This is a genomic window from Caulobacter sp. GW822-FHT07D08, assembly GCF_058798735.1.
The window spans coordinates 80,702-94,868 of record NZ_JBXAKU010000009.1 but is presented as its reverse complement, the minus strand read 5'-3'; the positions used below and the strand labels follow the sequence as shown (position 1 = coordinate 94,868).

General features: G+C 69.4%; 14 protein-coding genes. 5 read left to right on the top strand and 9 right to left on the bottom strand.

Annotation, left to right across the window (positions count from 1 at the left end; all coding sequences use genetic code 11):
• Window positions 1–2 precede the first annotated feature (2 nt).
• Entirely contained in the window at window positions 3–941 is a 939-nt protein-coding gene (locus tag AC1RJ9_RS17415; protein ID WP_492838222.1) for an aspartyl/asparaginyl beta-hydroxylase domain-containing protein, read from the top strand.
• On the opposite strand, the gene AC1RJ9_RS17410 is transcribed toward AC1RJ9_RS17415, so the two are convergent.
• Both AC1RJ9_RS17410 and AC1RJ9_RS17405 read right to left on the bottom strand, forming a co-directional pair.
• Window positions 938–1,513: an HD domain-containing protein gene (locus AC1RJ9_RS17410; RefSeq protein WP_492838220.1), complete on the bottom strand. Its 576-nt coding sequence runs from the start codon at window positions 1,511–1,513 to the stop codon at window positions 938–940. The two genes, AC1RJ9_RS17415 and AC1RJ9_RS17410, sit on opposite strands and share 4 nt — an antisense overlap.
• Window positions 1,514–1,535: 22 nt before the next feature.
• Complete coding sequence (locus AC1RJ9_RS17405) at window positions 1,536–3,659, bottom strand: phosphocholine-specific phospholipase C (protein WP_492838218.1); 2,124 nt, start codon at window positions 3,657–3,659, stop codon at window positions 1,536–1,538.
• Between the two features lie 187 nt (window positions 3,660–3,846).
• Here AC1RJ9_RS17405 and AC1RJ9_RS17400 point away from each other — a divergent pair, with 187 nt between their 5' ends.
• The 4 genes from AC1RJ9_RS17400 (at window position 3,847) to phnX (ending at window position 7,933) form a co-directional block, all read left to right on the top strand.
• Entirely contained in the window at window positions 3,847–4,566 is a 720-nt protein-coding gene (locus tag AC1RJ9_RS17400) for a UTRA domain-containing protein (protein WP_492838216.1), read from the top strand.
• Window positions 4,567–4,656: 90 nt separating this feature from the next.
• The gene (locus tag AC1RJ9_RS17395) at window positions 4,657–5,988 is read left to right on the top strand and encodes a DUF5690 family protein (protein WP_492838214.1); all 1,332 of its coding nucleotides are present in this window, start codon (window positions 4,657–4,659) and stop codon (window positions 5,986–5,988) included.
• Window positions 5,985–7,127 carry a TIGR03364 family FAD-dependent oxidoreductase gene (locus tag AC1RJ9_RS17390; RefSeq protein WP_492838212.1) on the top strand — a complete coding sequence of 381 codons (1,143 nt, stop codon included), beginning with the start codon at window positions 5,985–5,987 and terminating at the stop codon, window positions 7,125–7,127. Before AC1RJ9_RS17395 ends, AC1RJ9_RS17390 begins: the two co-directional genes overlap by 4 nt.
• Window positions 7,124–7,933 (top strand): phosphonoacetaldehyde hydrolase, encoded by an 810-nt coding sequence (phnX, locus tag AC1RJ9_RS17385; RefSeq protein ID WP_492838210.1) that lies wholly within the window; start codon window positions 7,124–7,126, stop codon window positions 7,931–7,933. The genes AC1RJ9_RS17390 and phnX overlap by 4 nt, the downstream gene beginning before the upstream one ends.
• Before the next feature lie 13 nt (window positions 7,934–7,946).
• Here the strand turns inward: phnX and AC1RJ9_RS17380 are convergent, their stop codons facing one another.
• From AC1RJ9_RS17380 to AC1RJ9_RS17350, 7 genes are all read right to left on the bottom strand, one after another.
• Entirely contained in the window at window positions 7,947–8,357 is a 411-nt protein-coding gene (locus AC1RJ9_RS17380; protein ID WP_492838208.1) for a Ros/MucR family transcriptional regulator, read from the bottom strand.
• A gap of 80 nt (window positions 8,358–8,437) precedes the next feature.
• The gene (locus AC1RJ9_RS17375) at window positions 8,438–9,988 is read right to left on the bottom strand and encodes a SulP family inorganic anion transporter (protein ID WP_492838206.1); all 1,551 of its coding nucleotides are present in this window, start codon (window positions 9,986–9,988) and stop codon (window positions 8,438–8,440) included.
• Window positions 9,985–10,680: a carbonic anhydrase gene (locus AC1RJ9_RS17370; RefSeq protein ID WP_125157796.1), complete on the bottom strand. Its 696-nt coding sequence runs from the start codon at window positions 10,678–10,680 to the stop codon at window positions 9,985–9,987. The genes AC1RJ9_RS17375 and AC1RJ9_RS17370 overlap by 4 nt, the downstream gene beginning before the upstream one ends.
• A 179-nt stretch (window positions 10,681–10,859) precedes the next feature.
• On the bottom strand, window positions 10,860–12,182 hold the full coding sequence (locus AC1RJ9_RS17365; RefSeq protein WP_492838203.1) for an ATP-binding protein: 1,323 nt from the start codon (window positions 12,180–12,182) through the stop codon (window positions 10,860–10,862).
• Entirely contained in the window at window positions 12,179–12,928 is a 750-nt protein-coding gene (locus tag AC1RJ9_RS17360; protein ID WP_492838201.1) for a response regulator, read from the bottom strand. Before AC1RJ9_RS17360 ends, AC1RJ9_RS17365 begins: the two co-directional genes overlap by 4 nt.
• A gap of 219 nt (window positions 12,929–13,147) precedes the next feature.
• On the bottom strand, window positions 13,148–13,375 hold the full coding sequence (locus tag AC1RJ9_RS17355; RefSeq protein ID WP_492838199.1) for a hypothetical protein: 228 nt from the start codon (window positions 13,373–13,375) through the stop codon (window positions 13,148–13,150).
• Window positions 13,376–13,409: 34 nt separating this feature from the next.
• A complete protein-coding gene (locus tag AC1RJ9_RS17350) occupies window positions 13,410–14,057 on the bottom strand; it encodes a hypothetical protein (protein WP_492838197.1) in 648 nt (215 codons plus the stop codon).
• Window positions 14,058–14,167: the final 110 nt, after the last annotated feature.

The following is a 14,167-nucleotide window of genomic DNA, read 5'->3' as shown; positions in this document are numbered from 1 at the left end:
CGATGCGGCTATCGCGCCCCTTCTTCCAGATTCCCGTGCTCTTCGACGTGGCGCGCCTGCAGGCCGAGGTCGCGGGGCTGCCGGGCGAGGCCTGGGTTTCGCATCCGGATCGCCTGCCGGGCAACAGCGCGGCGCGCCTGATCAGCGCAGGCGGGGGCGAGACCGACGCCGTCCACGGACAGATGCTGCCGACACGCTGGCTGCAGGGCATGCCCTACCTTCAACAGGTCCTGGCGGGTTTTGGCGTGGTCTGGAGCCGCTCGCGGCTGATGCGCCTGGCGCCTGGCGCGGGCGTGCCCGAGCACGCTGATATCAACTACCACTGGCACACGCGCGTGCGGGTCCACATTCCGGTCTTCACCCAGCCGGCGGTGCGCTTCCATTGCGACGGCGAGGCGGTGCACATGGGCGCCGGCGAGGCCTGGATCTTCGACAACTGGCGCCGGCACCACGTCGAGAACAACGCCGACGCCGAGCGTATCCACCTGGTCGCCGACACCACCGGCACGGCGGCGTTCTGGCGGCTCGCTTGCGGGCCGACGCCGCCGCGCGCGCAATGGCGGACGGTGGCCTGGGATCCTAGCGCCTCTCCGGACCTGCTCACCGAGGACGACCAGCGCTCCCCCGTCATGCCCGCCGCCGAGGCGCAGTGGCTGATCGATGACCTGTGCGCGGAGCTGGCGCTCGCCGACGACACCGCCGACGCCAGGGCGCGCGCCGCGCGGTTCGGCAAGCTGCTGGAGAGCTTCATGTTCGACTGGCGCCAGCTGTGCGCGCTCCACGGCGTCAGCGGGCGAGGGCTGGAGGACTTCCAGCGGCTGGTCGACGCTGTGCGCCAGGCCGCCGGGCCGCTGGCCGAGGGGCTAGTGATGCGCACCAACGACGCCAGCGCCTTGCTGGTGCTGGAAAAGCGCGTGCTGCAGCACCTCGTCGTGGACTAGGTCCCGTCCGCGCGATCGATCAGGCCGCGGAGGAGACCCTGATAGGTCTCCAGGCCCGCGATCTCGGCGTCGGGCGCCTTGCCCGCCTCATCATAGCCGCGTAGCCGCAGGGCGGGCCGCGCCGCCGGATCTGCCAGAAAGTCCTCGATCTCGGCGGCGGACAACGGACCGCCCTGCAAGGCCAGACTCTGCAGCGAGGCGGGGCTGAGACTCTCCCGATAGGCCGGATCGACCGCGACCCGATAGCGCTTGGCCGCCACGTGCAAGCGGATCGGCTCGGTGACCGCCGGGCCGAAGGCGCGGGCGAGATAGCCGGCGCCGATGTGCTCGTGCCGGGTGTCGATGCCGAGGTCGGCGGCGTTCTCGCCGACCTTCTGCATCATGTGGCCGACGTCGTGCAGCAGGGCGGCGGCGACCAGTTCCGGCGGCGCCCCGTCCAGCTTGGCATGGTGCGCGGTCTGCAAAGCGTGCTCCAGCTGGCTGACGCCCTCGCCGTAGTGCAGGCCGCCCAGGCGCGTGAAAAGGTCGGTCAGTTCGGCCACGAAAGCGTCGGCCGCGGGACGAGAGGTCATCGAATATCCGTGAACTGAAGGCTTAGAGGCGCATACGGCCGATGCCCGGATCGGTGCGGCTGGCGCGGCCGGTTTCCAGGTGCCCGGCCAGGCGCTGGGTGAACGAAGGATCGTCGGCCAGGGTCAGGGTCAGGTCGTACCAGTGGTCGCTGCCGCGCAGATCCCAGATCGAGCGGACGACGCCCCGGGGCTTCAGCATCACGGTCTGGCGCGCCTCGCCCTCGGCCAGGGGATAGTCCTCGGCCATGCGCAGGGTCGCCAGGCCGGCGCCTTGCAGGCTGATGACTAGGCGCGGGCGGGCGTCGGCGGCGACCGTGACGACCGGCTGCGGTCGTGACGTGTCGCCGACGAAGCGACGGTAGAAGCCGTTCGGGCCGTGGACGGTCAGGTCATAGGGACCCAGCGGGCGGCCGTCCTTGTTCCAGTGGCCGGCGGCGTATTTCCGGCCAGCCGCCAGGGTGAAGCGCCAGGGGCCTTCGCGGTCGGTGTTGTCAAAGACCTGGAAGACCGCGCCCACCCGCCCGGCATTGACCAGGTCGATCCACAGCGCGCCGCCCGAGACGCGAGCGTCGGCCGACAGGACGTAGGGCAGGGGACGCGCGCCACGCTGTGGGCCGTCCTGGGCCGATGGATCTTGGGTTTTGGGGATCCTCAGGCTCGGCGCCGCCTTGGAGTGGGCCACGCGCTGCATGTAGTCGGCGGTGGCCGGCAGGGTCAGGGCCGTCCAGTCCTGGTTCGGCGTGGCGAAGTCGAAGGCCGAGGTCAGGTCGCCGCAGACCGTCCGGCGCCAGTCGCTGATGTTGTCCTCGCGTACGCCGAACCGCCGCTCCAGGAACTTCAGGGTCGAGGTGTGGTCGAACACCTCCGAGCAGACGAGGCCGCCCCGGCTCCAGGGCGAGACGATGATGGCCGGCACGCGGATGCCCAGGCCCAGCGGATAGGCGCCCTTGTTGGCGCCCTCGGCGTCCGGGCCATAGGTCTTGGCCTCGCCAGCCACCGACACCGAACTCCAGCCTTGCTCGGGCGTCAGTGGCGGCATCGGTGGCTGCATGTGGTCGTAGAAGCCGCCGGCCTCGTCGTAGTTGACGATGAAGACGGTCTTGGCGAACACCTCGGGGTGGTCGACCAGGGCCTTGATCAGTTCGGCGCAGACATGCTCGCCCTTGGACGGCTCGGCCGAGGGATGTTCGGAGAGGTCGGCGGCGGTGACGATCCACGAGACTTGCGGCAACCGGTCGGCGGCGACGTCGGCGCGGAAGGCCTGGACCAACTGCTCGCCATCCGACCGCTTGCGATCGGCGCCGGACTTGCCTTCGCCCAACCAGGAGCGGCCGCGCGCGTAGAGCTCGGAGTCCTTGGCGCAGGGGCGGAAAGTCTTGAACACCGACAGGATGTTATCGCCGAAATTGTCATACTCCTGGTAGACCTTCCAGCTGACGCCGGCCGCCTGCAGGCGCTCGGCATAGGTCGTCCAGTCGTGCGGCCCCTTGGCCATGACCTTGTCTTCGGCCATGTCGGCGCTGGGCGTTTCGTCCTCGCCGTAGTTGCTCATTTCCGGATCGCCGCCGACCTTGCCGCCGCCGTTGCAGCCCGTCCAGAGGTGCAGGCGGTTCGGGTAGGTCTGGGTCAGGGTCGAGCAGTGATAAGCGTCGCAGACCGTGAAGGCGCTGGCCAGGGCGTGGTAGAAGGGCAGGTCGGAGGCCTTGTAGTAGACCATCCGCTTGTGCAGTTCGCCCGAGTGGCCCCACTGGTCGTAGCGGCCGCCGTTGACGATGGTGATCGCCGCCTGATGGCCCTGGTCCGAGCCGTCGACGGTGTAGGCGTTGGTCGCCGAGGCGTCGCCGTGGAACGGGGCGACGAAGCCGTCGGGATGCTCTTGACTTGGTTGTCGCCACACCGAGGCGCCGCCGGGCAGGCGCTGCGGACGCGGATCGCCCAGGCCACGCACGCCGTTCAGCGCTCCGAAATAGTGATCGAACGACCGGTTCTCCTGCATGAAGATCACGACGTGCTCGACATCCATGATCGTGCCAGTGCGATGACGCGCGGGGATGGCCAAGGCCCTGGCGACGGTGGTCGGCAATAGGCCAGCCGCCGCGCTGGCCGTGGCGGCGGCGCGCAGGAAAGAGCGGCGGTCGGTCGTCATCGGCCCATCTCCCGAGAATCGATTTTTGGTATAGACCAGGTAGTTTGGGGCTTCGGCGAAACTTTCGTGACACCGAGGCGCGGACCGTGCTTGCGGGACCGTTGGTCCGATCCAGTTCCTTGACCCTGGGGGAGCGCCCTCCCATCCTCGCGGCGTGGCGGGATTCGACCGCTGGCCAGGTCGCCCGATGCAGCAGCCCGAAAGCCTTCAGTATATCGGCGTGCGCGACGACATCGCCGCGCGCATCGCTGGCGGAGAGTTCAAGCCAGGCGAGCGCCTTCCGTCCGAGCGCCAGATGCAGATCGGCGGCGGCGTCGCTCGCGGCACCGTGCGCGAAGCCCTCTTTCAATTGGAGGCCGAGGGGGTCATCTACCGCAAGGAGCGTAGCGGCTGGTACGTCTCGCCGCCGCCGGTGGTGTATGATCCGACCCGCTGGGAAGGCTTCATGTCCTATGTCGAGGCGCAGGGGCGGCAGCCGTCGACCGAGACCCTCAGCAAGATCGAGATCGCCTGTGACGGCGTGCTGGCCGAGATCTTTTCGCGCCCGATCGGGGCGCCCATGTACTGGATACGCCGCCGGCGTTCGGTCGATGGCCGGGCGGTGCTGTTCGAGAACATCATCGTCGACGCGTCGCTGACGCAGGGTCTGATAGACCACGACCTGAATGGCTCGCTGACCAGCTTGCTGAAGTCGGTCTATGGCATCGGCGTGGCGCGCAACAAGGTCGATATGAGACCTTGCGCCCTGACTGGCGAGGAGGCCGAGGCCCTGCGGGTCAAGTCCGGCTTGCCAGGGCTTAGTCTGGTCCGCACCTGTTACGACGCGCAAGGTCGCGTGGTCGAGTTCGACCGCGAGCACTGGCGCCACGACGCCCTGAAGATCAGCGTCGACATCCGCGTGCGCTGACCCGTGAAGCGGGGGAACCCGGACCTACGCGGCCGTCATCCAGTTGTCGTGGACTTGGTCTAGACCAGTGCGCTCCAAAGAGGGCGTCCCATGACAACTGGTCCAAAGCGCTGGCTGGAGCGCGCCAATCCGCTGGCCTTCACCCTGTTCGCGGGCCTTGCCGGTTTCTGCGCCTATTTCTCGATGTACGCCTTCCGCAAGCCGTTCGCGGCGGCGACCTTCGGCGCGGTCGAGGGCTGGAGCTTCGCGGTCGACTACAAGATCGCTCTCGTGCTGGCTCAGGTCGCCGGCTACGCCCTGTCCAAGATGATCGGGGTCAAGGTGATCTCCGAGATCGCGCCCCGCCATCGCGGTGTCGCCATCCTGGGCCTGATCGGCGTCTCGTGGCTAGCGCTACTGGCCTTCGCGGTCGTGCCCGCGCCCTGGAACGTCGCGGCGCTGTTCCTGAACGGCCTGCCGCTGGGCATGATCTGGGGCCTGGTGTTCGGCTTCATGGAGGGCCGCCGCACCTCGGAGGTGCTGGGCGCCATCCTCTGCGCCAGCTTCATCCTGTCGTCGGGCGTGGTGAAGTCGGTCGGCAAATGGCTGATGGTCGACTTGCACGTTTCGCCGTTCTGGATGCCGGCCGCCACCGGCGCGATCTTCATGCCGCTGCTGGCGATCTCGGTCTGGGCGCTGGTCCAGATGCCGCCGCCCAGCGCCGCCGACGAGGCCGCTCGCGTGCGCCGGGAGCCGATGGACAAGGCCCAGCGCCGCGCCTTCCTGGGCTCTTACGCGCCGGGCATCGTGCTGCTGGTGCTGGCCTATATCCTGCTGACGGCCTTGCGCGACTTCCGCGACAACTTCGCCGCCGAGATATGGACCGCCCTGGGCTTCGGCCAGGCCTCCGGCGTGTTCACCGCCAGCGAGCTGCCGGTCGCGGTCGTCTCGTTGGCCGTGATGGGCGCGGTGATGCTGGTGCGCGACAACCTGCGAGCCTTGCTGGTCATGCACGGCGTGATCCTGGCCGGCTTCCTGGTGCTGGGCGGCTCGACCCTGGCGTTTCAGGCGCACATGCTGACCCCCCTGACCTGGATGGTCCTGACCGGCGCGGGGCTCTACATGGCCTACACCCCGTTCAACGCCATGCTGTTCGACCGCATGATCGCCTTCAGCGGCCAGGTCGGCACGGCCGGCTTCCTGATCTATGTGGCCGACGCCTCGGGGTATCTGGGCAGCGTGGCGCTGCTGGTCTGGCGCAACTTCGCCATGGTCGACCTCGACTGGCTGAGCTTCTTCGTCAACAGCGCCTATGCGACCAGCGCCGTCGGCGCGGTCTGCACGCTGTTCGCGGGCCTCTATTTCCTGCGCCGGCGGAAGACGTCCGCCAGCGGGCAGGGCGCGGTGGCCTTCCCGGCCGCCGGTCAGGTCGTCGAGCCATGACGTTGGAGCGCCGCTTCGATCTCGCCGTTGTCGGCGCTGGCATTGTCGGCCTGGCCCATGCCCTGGCCGCCGCGCGCCTTGGCAAGCGTGTCGTGGTGATCGACCGCGACGCCCAGGCCAACGGCGCCTCGGTGCGCAATTTCGGCTTCGTGACCGTCACGGGCCAGGCGCGAGGCGAGGTCTGGCGACGGGCGCGGCGCTCGGCGCGGGTCTGGGCCGAGATCGCCGGGCCGGCCGGAATCGAGGTCGTGCAGCGCGGCCTGACGATGGTCGCCCGTCGCCCCGAGGCCAAAGCCGTGCTGGAAGCCTTCCTTAAAACCGAGATGGCCGAGGGCTGCGCCTGGCGCGACGCCGGCGACCTCGACGACCGACTGCCGGTTCGGGGCGAGGTGCTGGGCGCGCTGACCAGTTCGGTCGACCTGCGTGTGGAATCCCGCACCGCCATTCCGCGCCTGGCCGCCTGGCTGGAGACGGCGCACGGCGTGACCTTCCTGCGAGGCGTCGCCGCGCGCGGCGTCGAGACCGGTCGCCTGGAGGCCTCCGTCGGGACGATCCACGCCGAGACCATCGTGGTCTGTCCGGGGGACGATCTCGTCACCCTGTTTCCCGACGCCTTCGCCCAGGCCGAGGTGACGCGTTGCAAGCTGCAGATGCTGCGCCTGGCCGCCCCGGGCTGGCGGCTGCCCGGGCCGGTCATGTCCGACCTGGGTCTGGTTCGCTACCTCGGCTATGCCGCCTTGCCCGAAGCGCCGGCCCTGCGCGCGCGGCTTGAGGCCGAGCAGCCGGCGCACCTGGAGCACGGCGTCCACCTGATCGTGGCGCAGAGCGCCGACGGCTCGCTGGTGGTCGGCGACAGCCACCACTATGCCCCCACGCCCGATCCCTTCGCCCGGGACGACGTCGACGCCCTGATCCTCGACGAGTTCGCCAAGGTGTTCGGCCAGGCTCCGCCGCCGGTTCTGGAGCGCTGGACCGGCACCTACGCGTCGGCGGCCGGTCACAGCCTGATCGAGGCCCCGATGCCGCGCGTTCGCCTGGTGACCGTGACCGGCGGCACTGGCGCTTCGACCGCCTTTGGCCTGGCCGAGGAGGTGATCGCGGGCCTCTATGACCTTCCCCGGCAAGGAGCCGTCGCATGAGCCCTATCCAGGCCGTCATCTTCGACTGGGCCGGCACCATGATCGACTTCGGTTGCCGGGCGCCGGTCATGGCCCTGCGCGAGGTCTTCGCCGAGGCGGGGATCGAGATCTCGGAAGCGGAGGCTCGCGCCGACATGGGCAAGGCCAAGCGCGATCATGTGCGGGCGTTGCTGGCCTTGCCGCGCGTCGCCGAGCTTTGGACCAAGCGCTACGGCGCGGCCTCGACGGAGGCCGATGTTGACCGCCTGCACGACGCCGTCGAGCCGAAGATGCGCGCCGCCGCTCGCGACTGCGCCCAACTGATCCCCGGCGCGGCCGATCTCGTCGCCGACCTGCGGGCGCGAGGCGTGAAGATCGGCTCCACGACTGGCTACACCCGCCCGATGATGGCCGACATCCTGCCGCTGGCCGCCGAACAGGGCTATGCGCCCGAAGTGGTGGTCTGCGCCGGCGAGACGGCGGCGGGACGGCCTTCGCCCCTGATGATGTGGAAAGCCCTGGTCGAGCTGGGCGCCTGGCCGGCGCGGGCCTGCGTCAAGGTCGACGACGCGGTCGTCGGCATCGGCGAGGGGCTGGAGGTTGGCGCCTGGACGGTGGGCCTGTCGGCCTCGGGCAATGGTGTCGGACTGTCGCGCGAGGACCTCGACCTGCTGCCGGAAGCCGAGCGCGCCGCCCGGATCGAAGCCGCCACTCAGGCCCTGCGCGACGCCGGCGCCCACTACGTGGTCGAGAGCGTCGCCGGGCTGGGGCCCGTCCTGGCCGAGATCGCGACCAGGATCGAACGCGGCGAGCGCCCGGCGGCCTAGGCTCCCGGCGGCGTTACTCGGCAGCCACCGCCGCGCCGCCGAAGCGCTGGGCGCGGGCGGCGCTGGAGCGCAGGTCCGAGAAGCTCTGGGCCACCAGCGGATAGTCGGCGGGCAGACCCCACTTGGCGCGGTACTGGTCTTCGCTCAACCCCAACTGGTTCAGGTGCCGGCGCAGCGAACGATAGCGACGGCCGTTCTCGAAGCTGACGATAGCGTCGGGCGTGATGCTGGCGGCGATCTGGTCGGGCGTCGGCGGCTCGATGGGCGGGGCGATGGTCCCCGGGCCGGCGAAGACGGCTTCAAGCGCGGCGTAGGTGCGCGCGCTGAGGGCGGGCAGATCGTCCGCCGACACGGTGTTGCGGCTGAGATAGGCGCACAGCACCTGGGCGGCGATCTCGGCGGCGCGTTCCTGGGCCTTGGTCATGAGAATAGCTCGGGACGTTGAGAAGAAACCCAGGGGCGCTGGGATCGCGCCCCTGGGTCAGTTGGCGGGCGAACGGTGGGTCAGTGCGCGCCCGCGGCTCGGAGACGGTCGCCGAAGGCGCAGGCCGGCGGCAGCTCGACCTTCACCCCGGCGCGCGCCTTGCCTTTCAGCCAGTCGCTGAGAGCCTCGGCGACGGTGTGGTCCAGGCTGGTGAGGCCGCGCGTGTCCAGCTTCACCCGGCCATTGTTCGGCGCGCCGTCGAGGACCTTGGCGATCTTCGGCAGCTGAATGAACGTGGCCGCACCCTCCAGTCGGATCTCGCTCTCGTCGGGACCCAGTTCGTGCTGGGAGACGCTGAGGCGCATCTTCTTGAGGTTGGGGACCAGCTCGAGCAGCGTCAGCCCCATGCCGACCAGCACGCCGGTCAGGAGGTCCGTCGCCACGACCATCACGAAGGTCGCCGCCCAGATCATCGCCGGCAGCAGACCGTAGCGGGCGAAGAGGTGGCGGACATGGTCCAGGCTGACCAGCTTCCAGCCCGTGACGACCAGCACGCCGGCGAGGGCCGCGCTGGGCACCATGCGCAGCAGCCAGGGCAGCAGGGCGACGAAGGCCAGGATCCAGACGCCGTGCAGGATCGCCGACAGGCGAGTCATGGCGCCGGCCTGGACGTTGGCGGAGCTACGCACGATCACGCCGGTCATCGGCAGGGCGCCGACCAGGCCGCACAGCATGTTGCCGACGCCCTGTGCGCCCAGCTCCTTGTTGTACTTGGTGCGCTCGCCGTCGTGCATGCGATCGACGGCGGCGGCCGACAGCAGGGTCTCGGCCGAGGCGATGAAGGCCACCGCGATGGCGGTCACCAGCAGCATCGGATCGGCCATGCGGGCGAAGTCGCCGACGCCAGGAATGGCGATCGCCGCGGCGATCGATTCCGGCACGACGATCTTCTGGACGTCCAGGCCCAGGACCGTGGCCAGCACGGTGCCGGCGACGACGCCCAGCAGGGCGCCCGGGACCAGCTTCAGCGCCTTGGGGCGGAATTTCTCCCACAGCAGGATCGAGCCGATGGTCACCACGCCGACCGCCAGGGCGGCTTCGACCTGGGTCAGGGTGGCGAACTGAACGCCGGCCAGAGCCGACGGGATGGCCGCCAGATTCTGCAGGCCGTGGGCCTTGGGCGAGTCGCCGAACAGCACGTGGAACTGGCCCGCCACGATCAGCACGCCGATGCCGGCCAACATGCCATGCACGACGGCTGGCGAGATGGCGCGGAACCAGTTGCCCAGCTTGGCGGCGCCGGCGATCAACTGGATCAGCCCGGCGACGACCAGGATCGGACCCAGCATGGACAGGCCGTGCTTGGCGACGATCTCGAAGACGATGACCGCCAGGCCGGCGGCGGGCCCGCTGACCTGCAAGGGCGAGCCGGCCAGGGCCCCGACGATGACGCCGCCGATGATGCCGGTGACGAGGCCGCGCTCGGCCGGGACGCCCGAGGCGACGGCGATGCCCATGCAGAGGGGCATCGCCACGAGGAAGACGACGATCGAGGCGATGAAGTCACGCGACAGGATCGTCGAGAAGCCAGGCTTCACACCCTGGGGAGAGGAGGCGACAGCTTGGGTCATTCGGCGGCGATGCCCAGGTGATCGGCGGCGACCATGCGGCGCGAGGGGCGCTGGGCGACGGGCAGCGGAGCCCCTTCGTAGACCTGCTCGAACTGGCCGGTGTCGCCATTATAGGCCTGGATCTGGCCGGTCTCGATCTCGAAGAACCAGCCGTGCAGGGTCAATTTGCCTTGGGCGATGGCCGACGCCACCGACGGGTGGGTGCGCAGATGGTTCAGCTGGACGACGACGTTTTCCAGCGACAGGGCGCGGGTCGTGCCGTGCTCGTCCAGGCCGTGATAGGCGTTGCAGACGACGCTGTGGGCGGCGTGGGCGTGGCGCAGCCAGGCGGCCACGTTCGGCATCTTTTCCAGAGCCGCCGGGTTCGAGAACGCCTTCATCGCACCGCAGTCGGAGTGGCCGCAGACGACGATGTCGCGAACGCCCAGGGCCATGACGGCGTATTCAACCGCCGACGAGACGCCGCCATTGGCTTGGCTGAACGGCGGAACGATGTTGCCGGCGTTGCGGCAGACGAACAGGTCGCCGGGGGCGGCCTGGGTGATCAGTTCGGGGACCACGCGCGAGTCCGCGCACGAGATCATCAGGGCCGAGGGGCTCTGGCCGTGGCTGGCCAGGCGTTCGTAGAGGGCGCTCTGGGCGGGGAAGACCTGGCCGCGAAAGAGCGCGGCGCGTTCGAGAAACTGTTCCAAGGGACCTCCATGAACTGATCGCCGCGACGCCCAAAAGGGGGGCGGGCGCCGCGGCGAGCGTCACGGCGAGAAGCGCCGGATGCGTCGATGAAGGTCGTTTGGGGTCTTTGCTGCGGTGCAGCGGCTTTGTGACAAAGGATGTCTTGGAAGATGTCTTTGGGGGGGACGTCTTGGGCGCGCTAAAGCGCGGGTAGGCGGATCTCGACGCGCAGTCCGCCTTGAGGGCGGTTCTTCAGGACCAGGGTTCCATTCTCGCGTTGCAGGATCTGCTGGACGATGGTCAGGCCCAGGCCGAGACCGCCGGTGTTGCGGGCCCGGGCGTCGTCGAGACGATGGAACGGCTGCAGCACATGAGCCAGCTCGGCCTCGGGGATGCCGGGACCGTTGTCCTCGATGGCCAGCACCGCCGCGTCGCCCTCGCGTGTCAGGGTCAGCATGGCGTCGCCGCCATAGTGCAAGGCGTTCTCGACGATGTTGCTGATCGCCCGTTTCACCGACAGCGGCCGGGCCAGCACGGGCAGGTGGTCGAGGCCGGCATAGGTCGCTGGCCGCTCGGCGTCGGCGGCGTCGTCGACGACGGTCATGGCGATGGCGGCCAGGTCCGTTCGTCGCCGGGGCTCGGGATCCTCCTGGCCGCCCAGATAGGCCAGCAGGGAGTCCAGCATGGACGTCATCTCGTCGACGTCGGCCTCCAGGGCTTCGCGAGCGTCGGCGTCCGTCACGAAACCGGCCCTCAGCCGCAGGCGGGCCAGAGGCGTGCGCAGATCATGGCCGACCGCGGCCAGGGCCTCGGTGCGGGCTTGCAGCAGGCCGGCGATGCGGTCCTGCATGGCGTTGAAGGCCTTGGCCACCAGCTTGAGATCGCCGGCCCCGCTCTCGGCGATGCGGACCTGAGCGCCCTTACCGACCTTGTCGGCCGCCTCGGCCAGCGCCCGCAACGGGCGGCTGAGATTGCGCAGCACCAGCACCGCGGCGATGATCACGCCTAGGCCCAACGTAAAGGCCGAGCCGAAGCCGCTCAGCAGCACGGCCCAGGGCGCGACGCGTATCTTGGTGCTCAACGCCATCCAACTGCCGTCGCGCAACTTGACGGCCACCTTCAGGTGCGTGTCGCGCGGCAGGGCGCGGTCGATGTCGGCGTGGACGCGCAGATCCCGGTCGCGCAGGCTGGGCTCGGCGTCGAACAGTTCCTCGCGGTAGTCGTTTTCGACCGCCCGGCCGCCGTCGACCAGCGTGGGCAGGACCGACCAGGTCAGGTGGGTGGCGCGATTGGAAATCACCGCCGCCCGCACCCCGCGCTCGTCGGGGGATGAGGCCTCCAGGATGCCCGTCGCGGCTACCAGTTGCTCGGCCACGCGTCGGATCTGGTTCTCGCGGTCGGGATAGAGGCGGCTGTTCTCGAACAGGATCGAACTGCCAATGAACTCCAGGGCCACGGCCAGCATCAGGACCAGGGTGACCTGGCCGACAAGACGCTGCGGCCATAGCCGCCAGGACTTCATCGGCGCTCGACGGCGGCGGTGAAGATATAGCCGACGCCGCGCACGGTGCGCAGCAGAGGTTCGGCCTGGCCGACGACGGCCAGCTTGCGGCGCAGGCGGCTGACCAGCACGTCGATGCTGCGGTCCGAGGCGTCGGAAAGGCGGGCGCGGGACATCTCAAGCAGGCGCTCGCGGCCGATCACCCGTTGAGGCGAGCTGACGAAGGCCAGCAGCAGGTCGAACTCGGCGCCCGACAGGTCGACGAAGGCCCCGTCCGGCGACAGCAGCTCGCGGCGGCCGGGATCCAGGCTCCAGCCTGAGAACGTCATCCGCTGGTGGCCGCGCGGCTGGCTCGATTGCGAGCCGGCCTGAGTCCGGCGCAGGATGGCGCGGATACGGGCGATCAGCTCCTTCTTGCTGAAGGGCTTGCCGATATAGTCGTCGGCGCCGAGCTCCAGGCCGATCAGGCGGTCGGTCTCGTCATGGCGGGCGCTGAGCATGACGATCGGCACGTCGCTCTCGCGGCGCACCAGGCGGCAAAGATCGAAGCCGTTGCTGCCCGGCAGCATGACGTCCAGCAGAATCAGGTCGACCGTGTTGGTCTCCAGAACCCGGGCCATTTCCGCGCCGTGGGCCGCGCTAAGCGGCTGGAAGCCTTCCTCGCGCAGCAGACGCATCAACAGCGTGCGAAGGGCCGGATCGTCCTCGACGACGAGCACCGTGGAGGCGAGCGGCGCGGTCGCCAAGTCGCGCGGCAGCGCGATCATTCCGTGGCCTAAAGAATCCATATGCTCGGGCTAGTTAGGCGCCATGGCGCCGGGAACAAGGCCGGAGCCGACGATTTCTCGCCGACTCCGCGCCTAAACTGAGGATACCCCTGGCATCCCAGCGAAACTGGGCCCTCGCGCGCATTTTGCAGGTAGGGGAGCACGCGAGGGCGGGCCGCCGCCGACGATGAAGTTACGGCGACCGTTCTGTACGCCGCGCTAGCTGGCGCGGCAGGTGTCGGGGGTGACTTCTCCGGGCGCGACGTTGGCCGCGGGAGCCTTGGGCTTGGCGCAAGCGAGGGCCGTCTGGGCCTTGGCGGCGCGCTTCTGGAGGTTCTTCTTGGCGACCTCCTCGGTGAAGGTCAGGCCGGTGCCGGCGGGACCCGCCAGGGCCGGAGAGGCCAGCAGGCAGGCGGCGGCGAGGCCGAGGGACGCGAGGACTTTCATACGAAACAGACTCCGGGAACTTGAACGAGGAAACTCACCCGCCAGCGGCGGTGTCGACTTGCGCCTGGATGGCGGGCAGGGCGCGGCGGTAGGTGTCGACGGCCTTCAGCAGGCCCTCGATCTCGGCGTGGGTGATGGCGGCGCGGTGCTCGTAGCCCTTGGCCGAGGTGAACTTGAAGGCCCAGGCGCCCGGCGTCGCGGCGGCGCGGCGCAGTTCGTTCTCGGCGACGCCGAACGAGACCTCCTCGCGACAGACTTCCGGCGCCTCGAACAGGAAGCAGTGGCTGGCGTTGTCACGGATCTTGGTCAGCGGCGCCGCGACCGGCCATTGGCCCGTCTGGTGCGAGACTTCGCTGTAGCCGCGGATCGAGCCCGGATAGGTCAGGCTCTGACGCACCTCGAAGCGCGTGGCGCCCGAGCGCTTGTCGACGACCGCCCGCAGGTGGTTGTCGTTGCTGGGCGACTTGAAGACACCCTTGCCCGTCTGGAAGCCGCGCTCGGTGCTGATCACCGTCTCGATGTCCAACGGGTCGTCGATGACTTGAGCGCGGGCGTGAAAGTGGTCGGCGGTCAGGGCGGTCTGCTTGGCGGGCAGGCGGACGGTTTCGGCGCTCGCGGCGCCGGCGACGGCGAGTCCAGCGACGGCGGCCAGGGCCAACACGCGGGTGTGGGTCTTGCGCATCCTTGTTCTCCCGAACAGGGGCCGCGCCATCGGGTGCGGCCTTTCAACGGTTCGAGAGTGGCGAGGTCGCCTTGCGGCTCTGCATCGCGATTGTGACAAAGCGTGACAGG

Coding starts and splice junctions, on each gene's coding strand:
- AC1RJ9_RS17410 (WP_492838220.1), bottom strand. CDS start 1,513: ATGACCTCTCGTCCCGCGGCCGACGCTTTCGTGGCCGAACTGACCGAC.
- AC1RJ9_RS17350 (WP_492838197.1), bottom strand. CDS start 14,057: ATGCGCAAGACCCACACCCGCGTGTTGGCCCTGGCCGCCGTCGCTGGA.
- AC1RJ9_RS17360 (WP_492838201.1), bottom strand. CDS start 12,928: ATGATCGCGCTGCCGCGCGACTTGGCGACCGCGCCGCTCGCCTCCACG.
- AC1RJ9_RS17395 (WP_492838214.1), top strand. CDS start 4,657: ATGACAACTGGTCCAAAGCGCTGGCTGGAGCGCGCCAATCCGCTGGCC.
- phnX (WP_492838210.1), top strand. CDS start 7,124: ATGAGCCCTATCCAGGCCGTCATCTTCGACTGGGCCGGCACCATGATC.
- AC1RJ9_RS17365 (WP_492838203.1), bottom strand. CDS start 12,182: ATGAAGTCCTGGCGGCTATGGCCGCAGCGTCTTGTCGGCCAGGTCACC.
- AC1RJ9_RS17400 (WP_492838216.1), top strand. CDS start 3,847: ATGCAGCAGCCCGAAAGCCTTCAGTATATCGGCGTGCGCGACGACATC.
- AC1RJ9_RS17415 (WP_492838222.1), top strand. CDS start 3: ATGCGGCTATCGCGCCCCTTCTTCCAGATTCCCGTGCTCTTCGACGTG.
- AC1RJ9_RS17390 (WP_492838212.1), top strand. CDS start 5,985: ATGACGTTGGAGCGCCGCTTCGATCTCGCCGTTGTCGGCGCTGGCATT.
- AC1RJ9_RS17405 (WP_492838218.1), bottom strand. CDS start 3,659: ATGACGACCGACCGCCGCTCTTTCCTGCGCGCCGCCGCCACGGCCAGC.
- AC1RJ9_RS17380 (WP_492838208.1), bottom strand. CDS start 8,357: ATGACCAAGGCCCAGGAACGCGCCGCCGAGATCGCCGCCCAGGTGCTG.
- AC1RJ9_RS17355 (WP_492838199.1), bottom strand. CDS start 13,375: ATGAAAGTCCTCGCGTCCCTCGGCCTCGCCGCCGCCTGCCTGCTGGCC.
- AC1RJ9_RS17375 (WP_492838206.1), bottom strand. CDS start 9,988: ATGACCCAAGCTGTCGCCTCCTCTCCCCAGGGTGTGAAGCCTGGCTTC.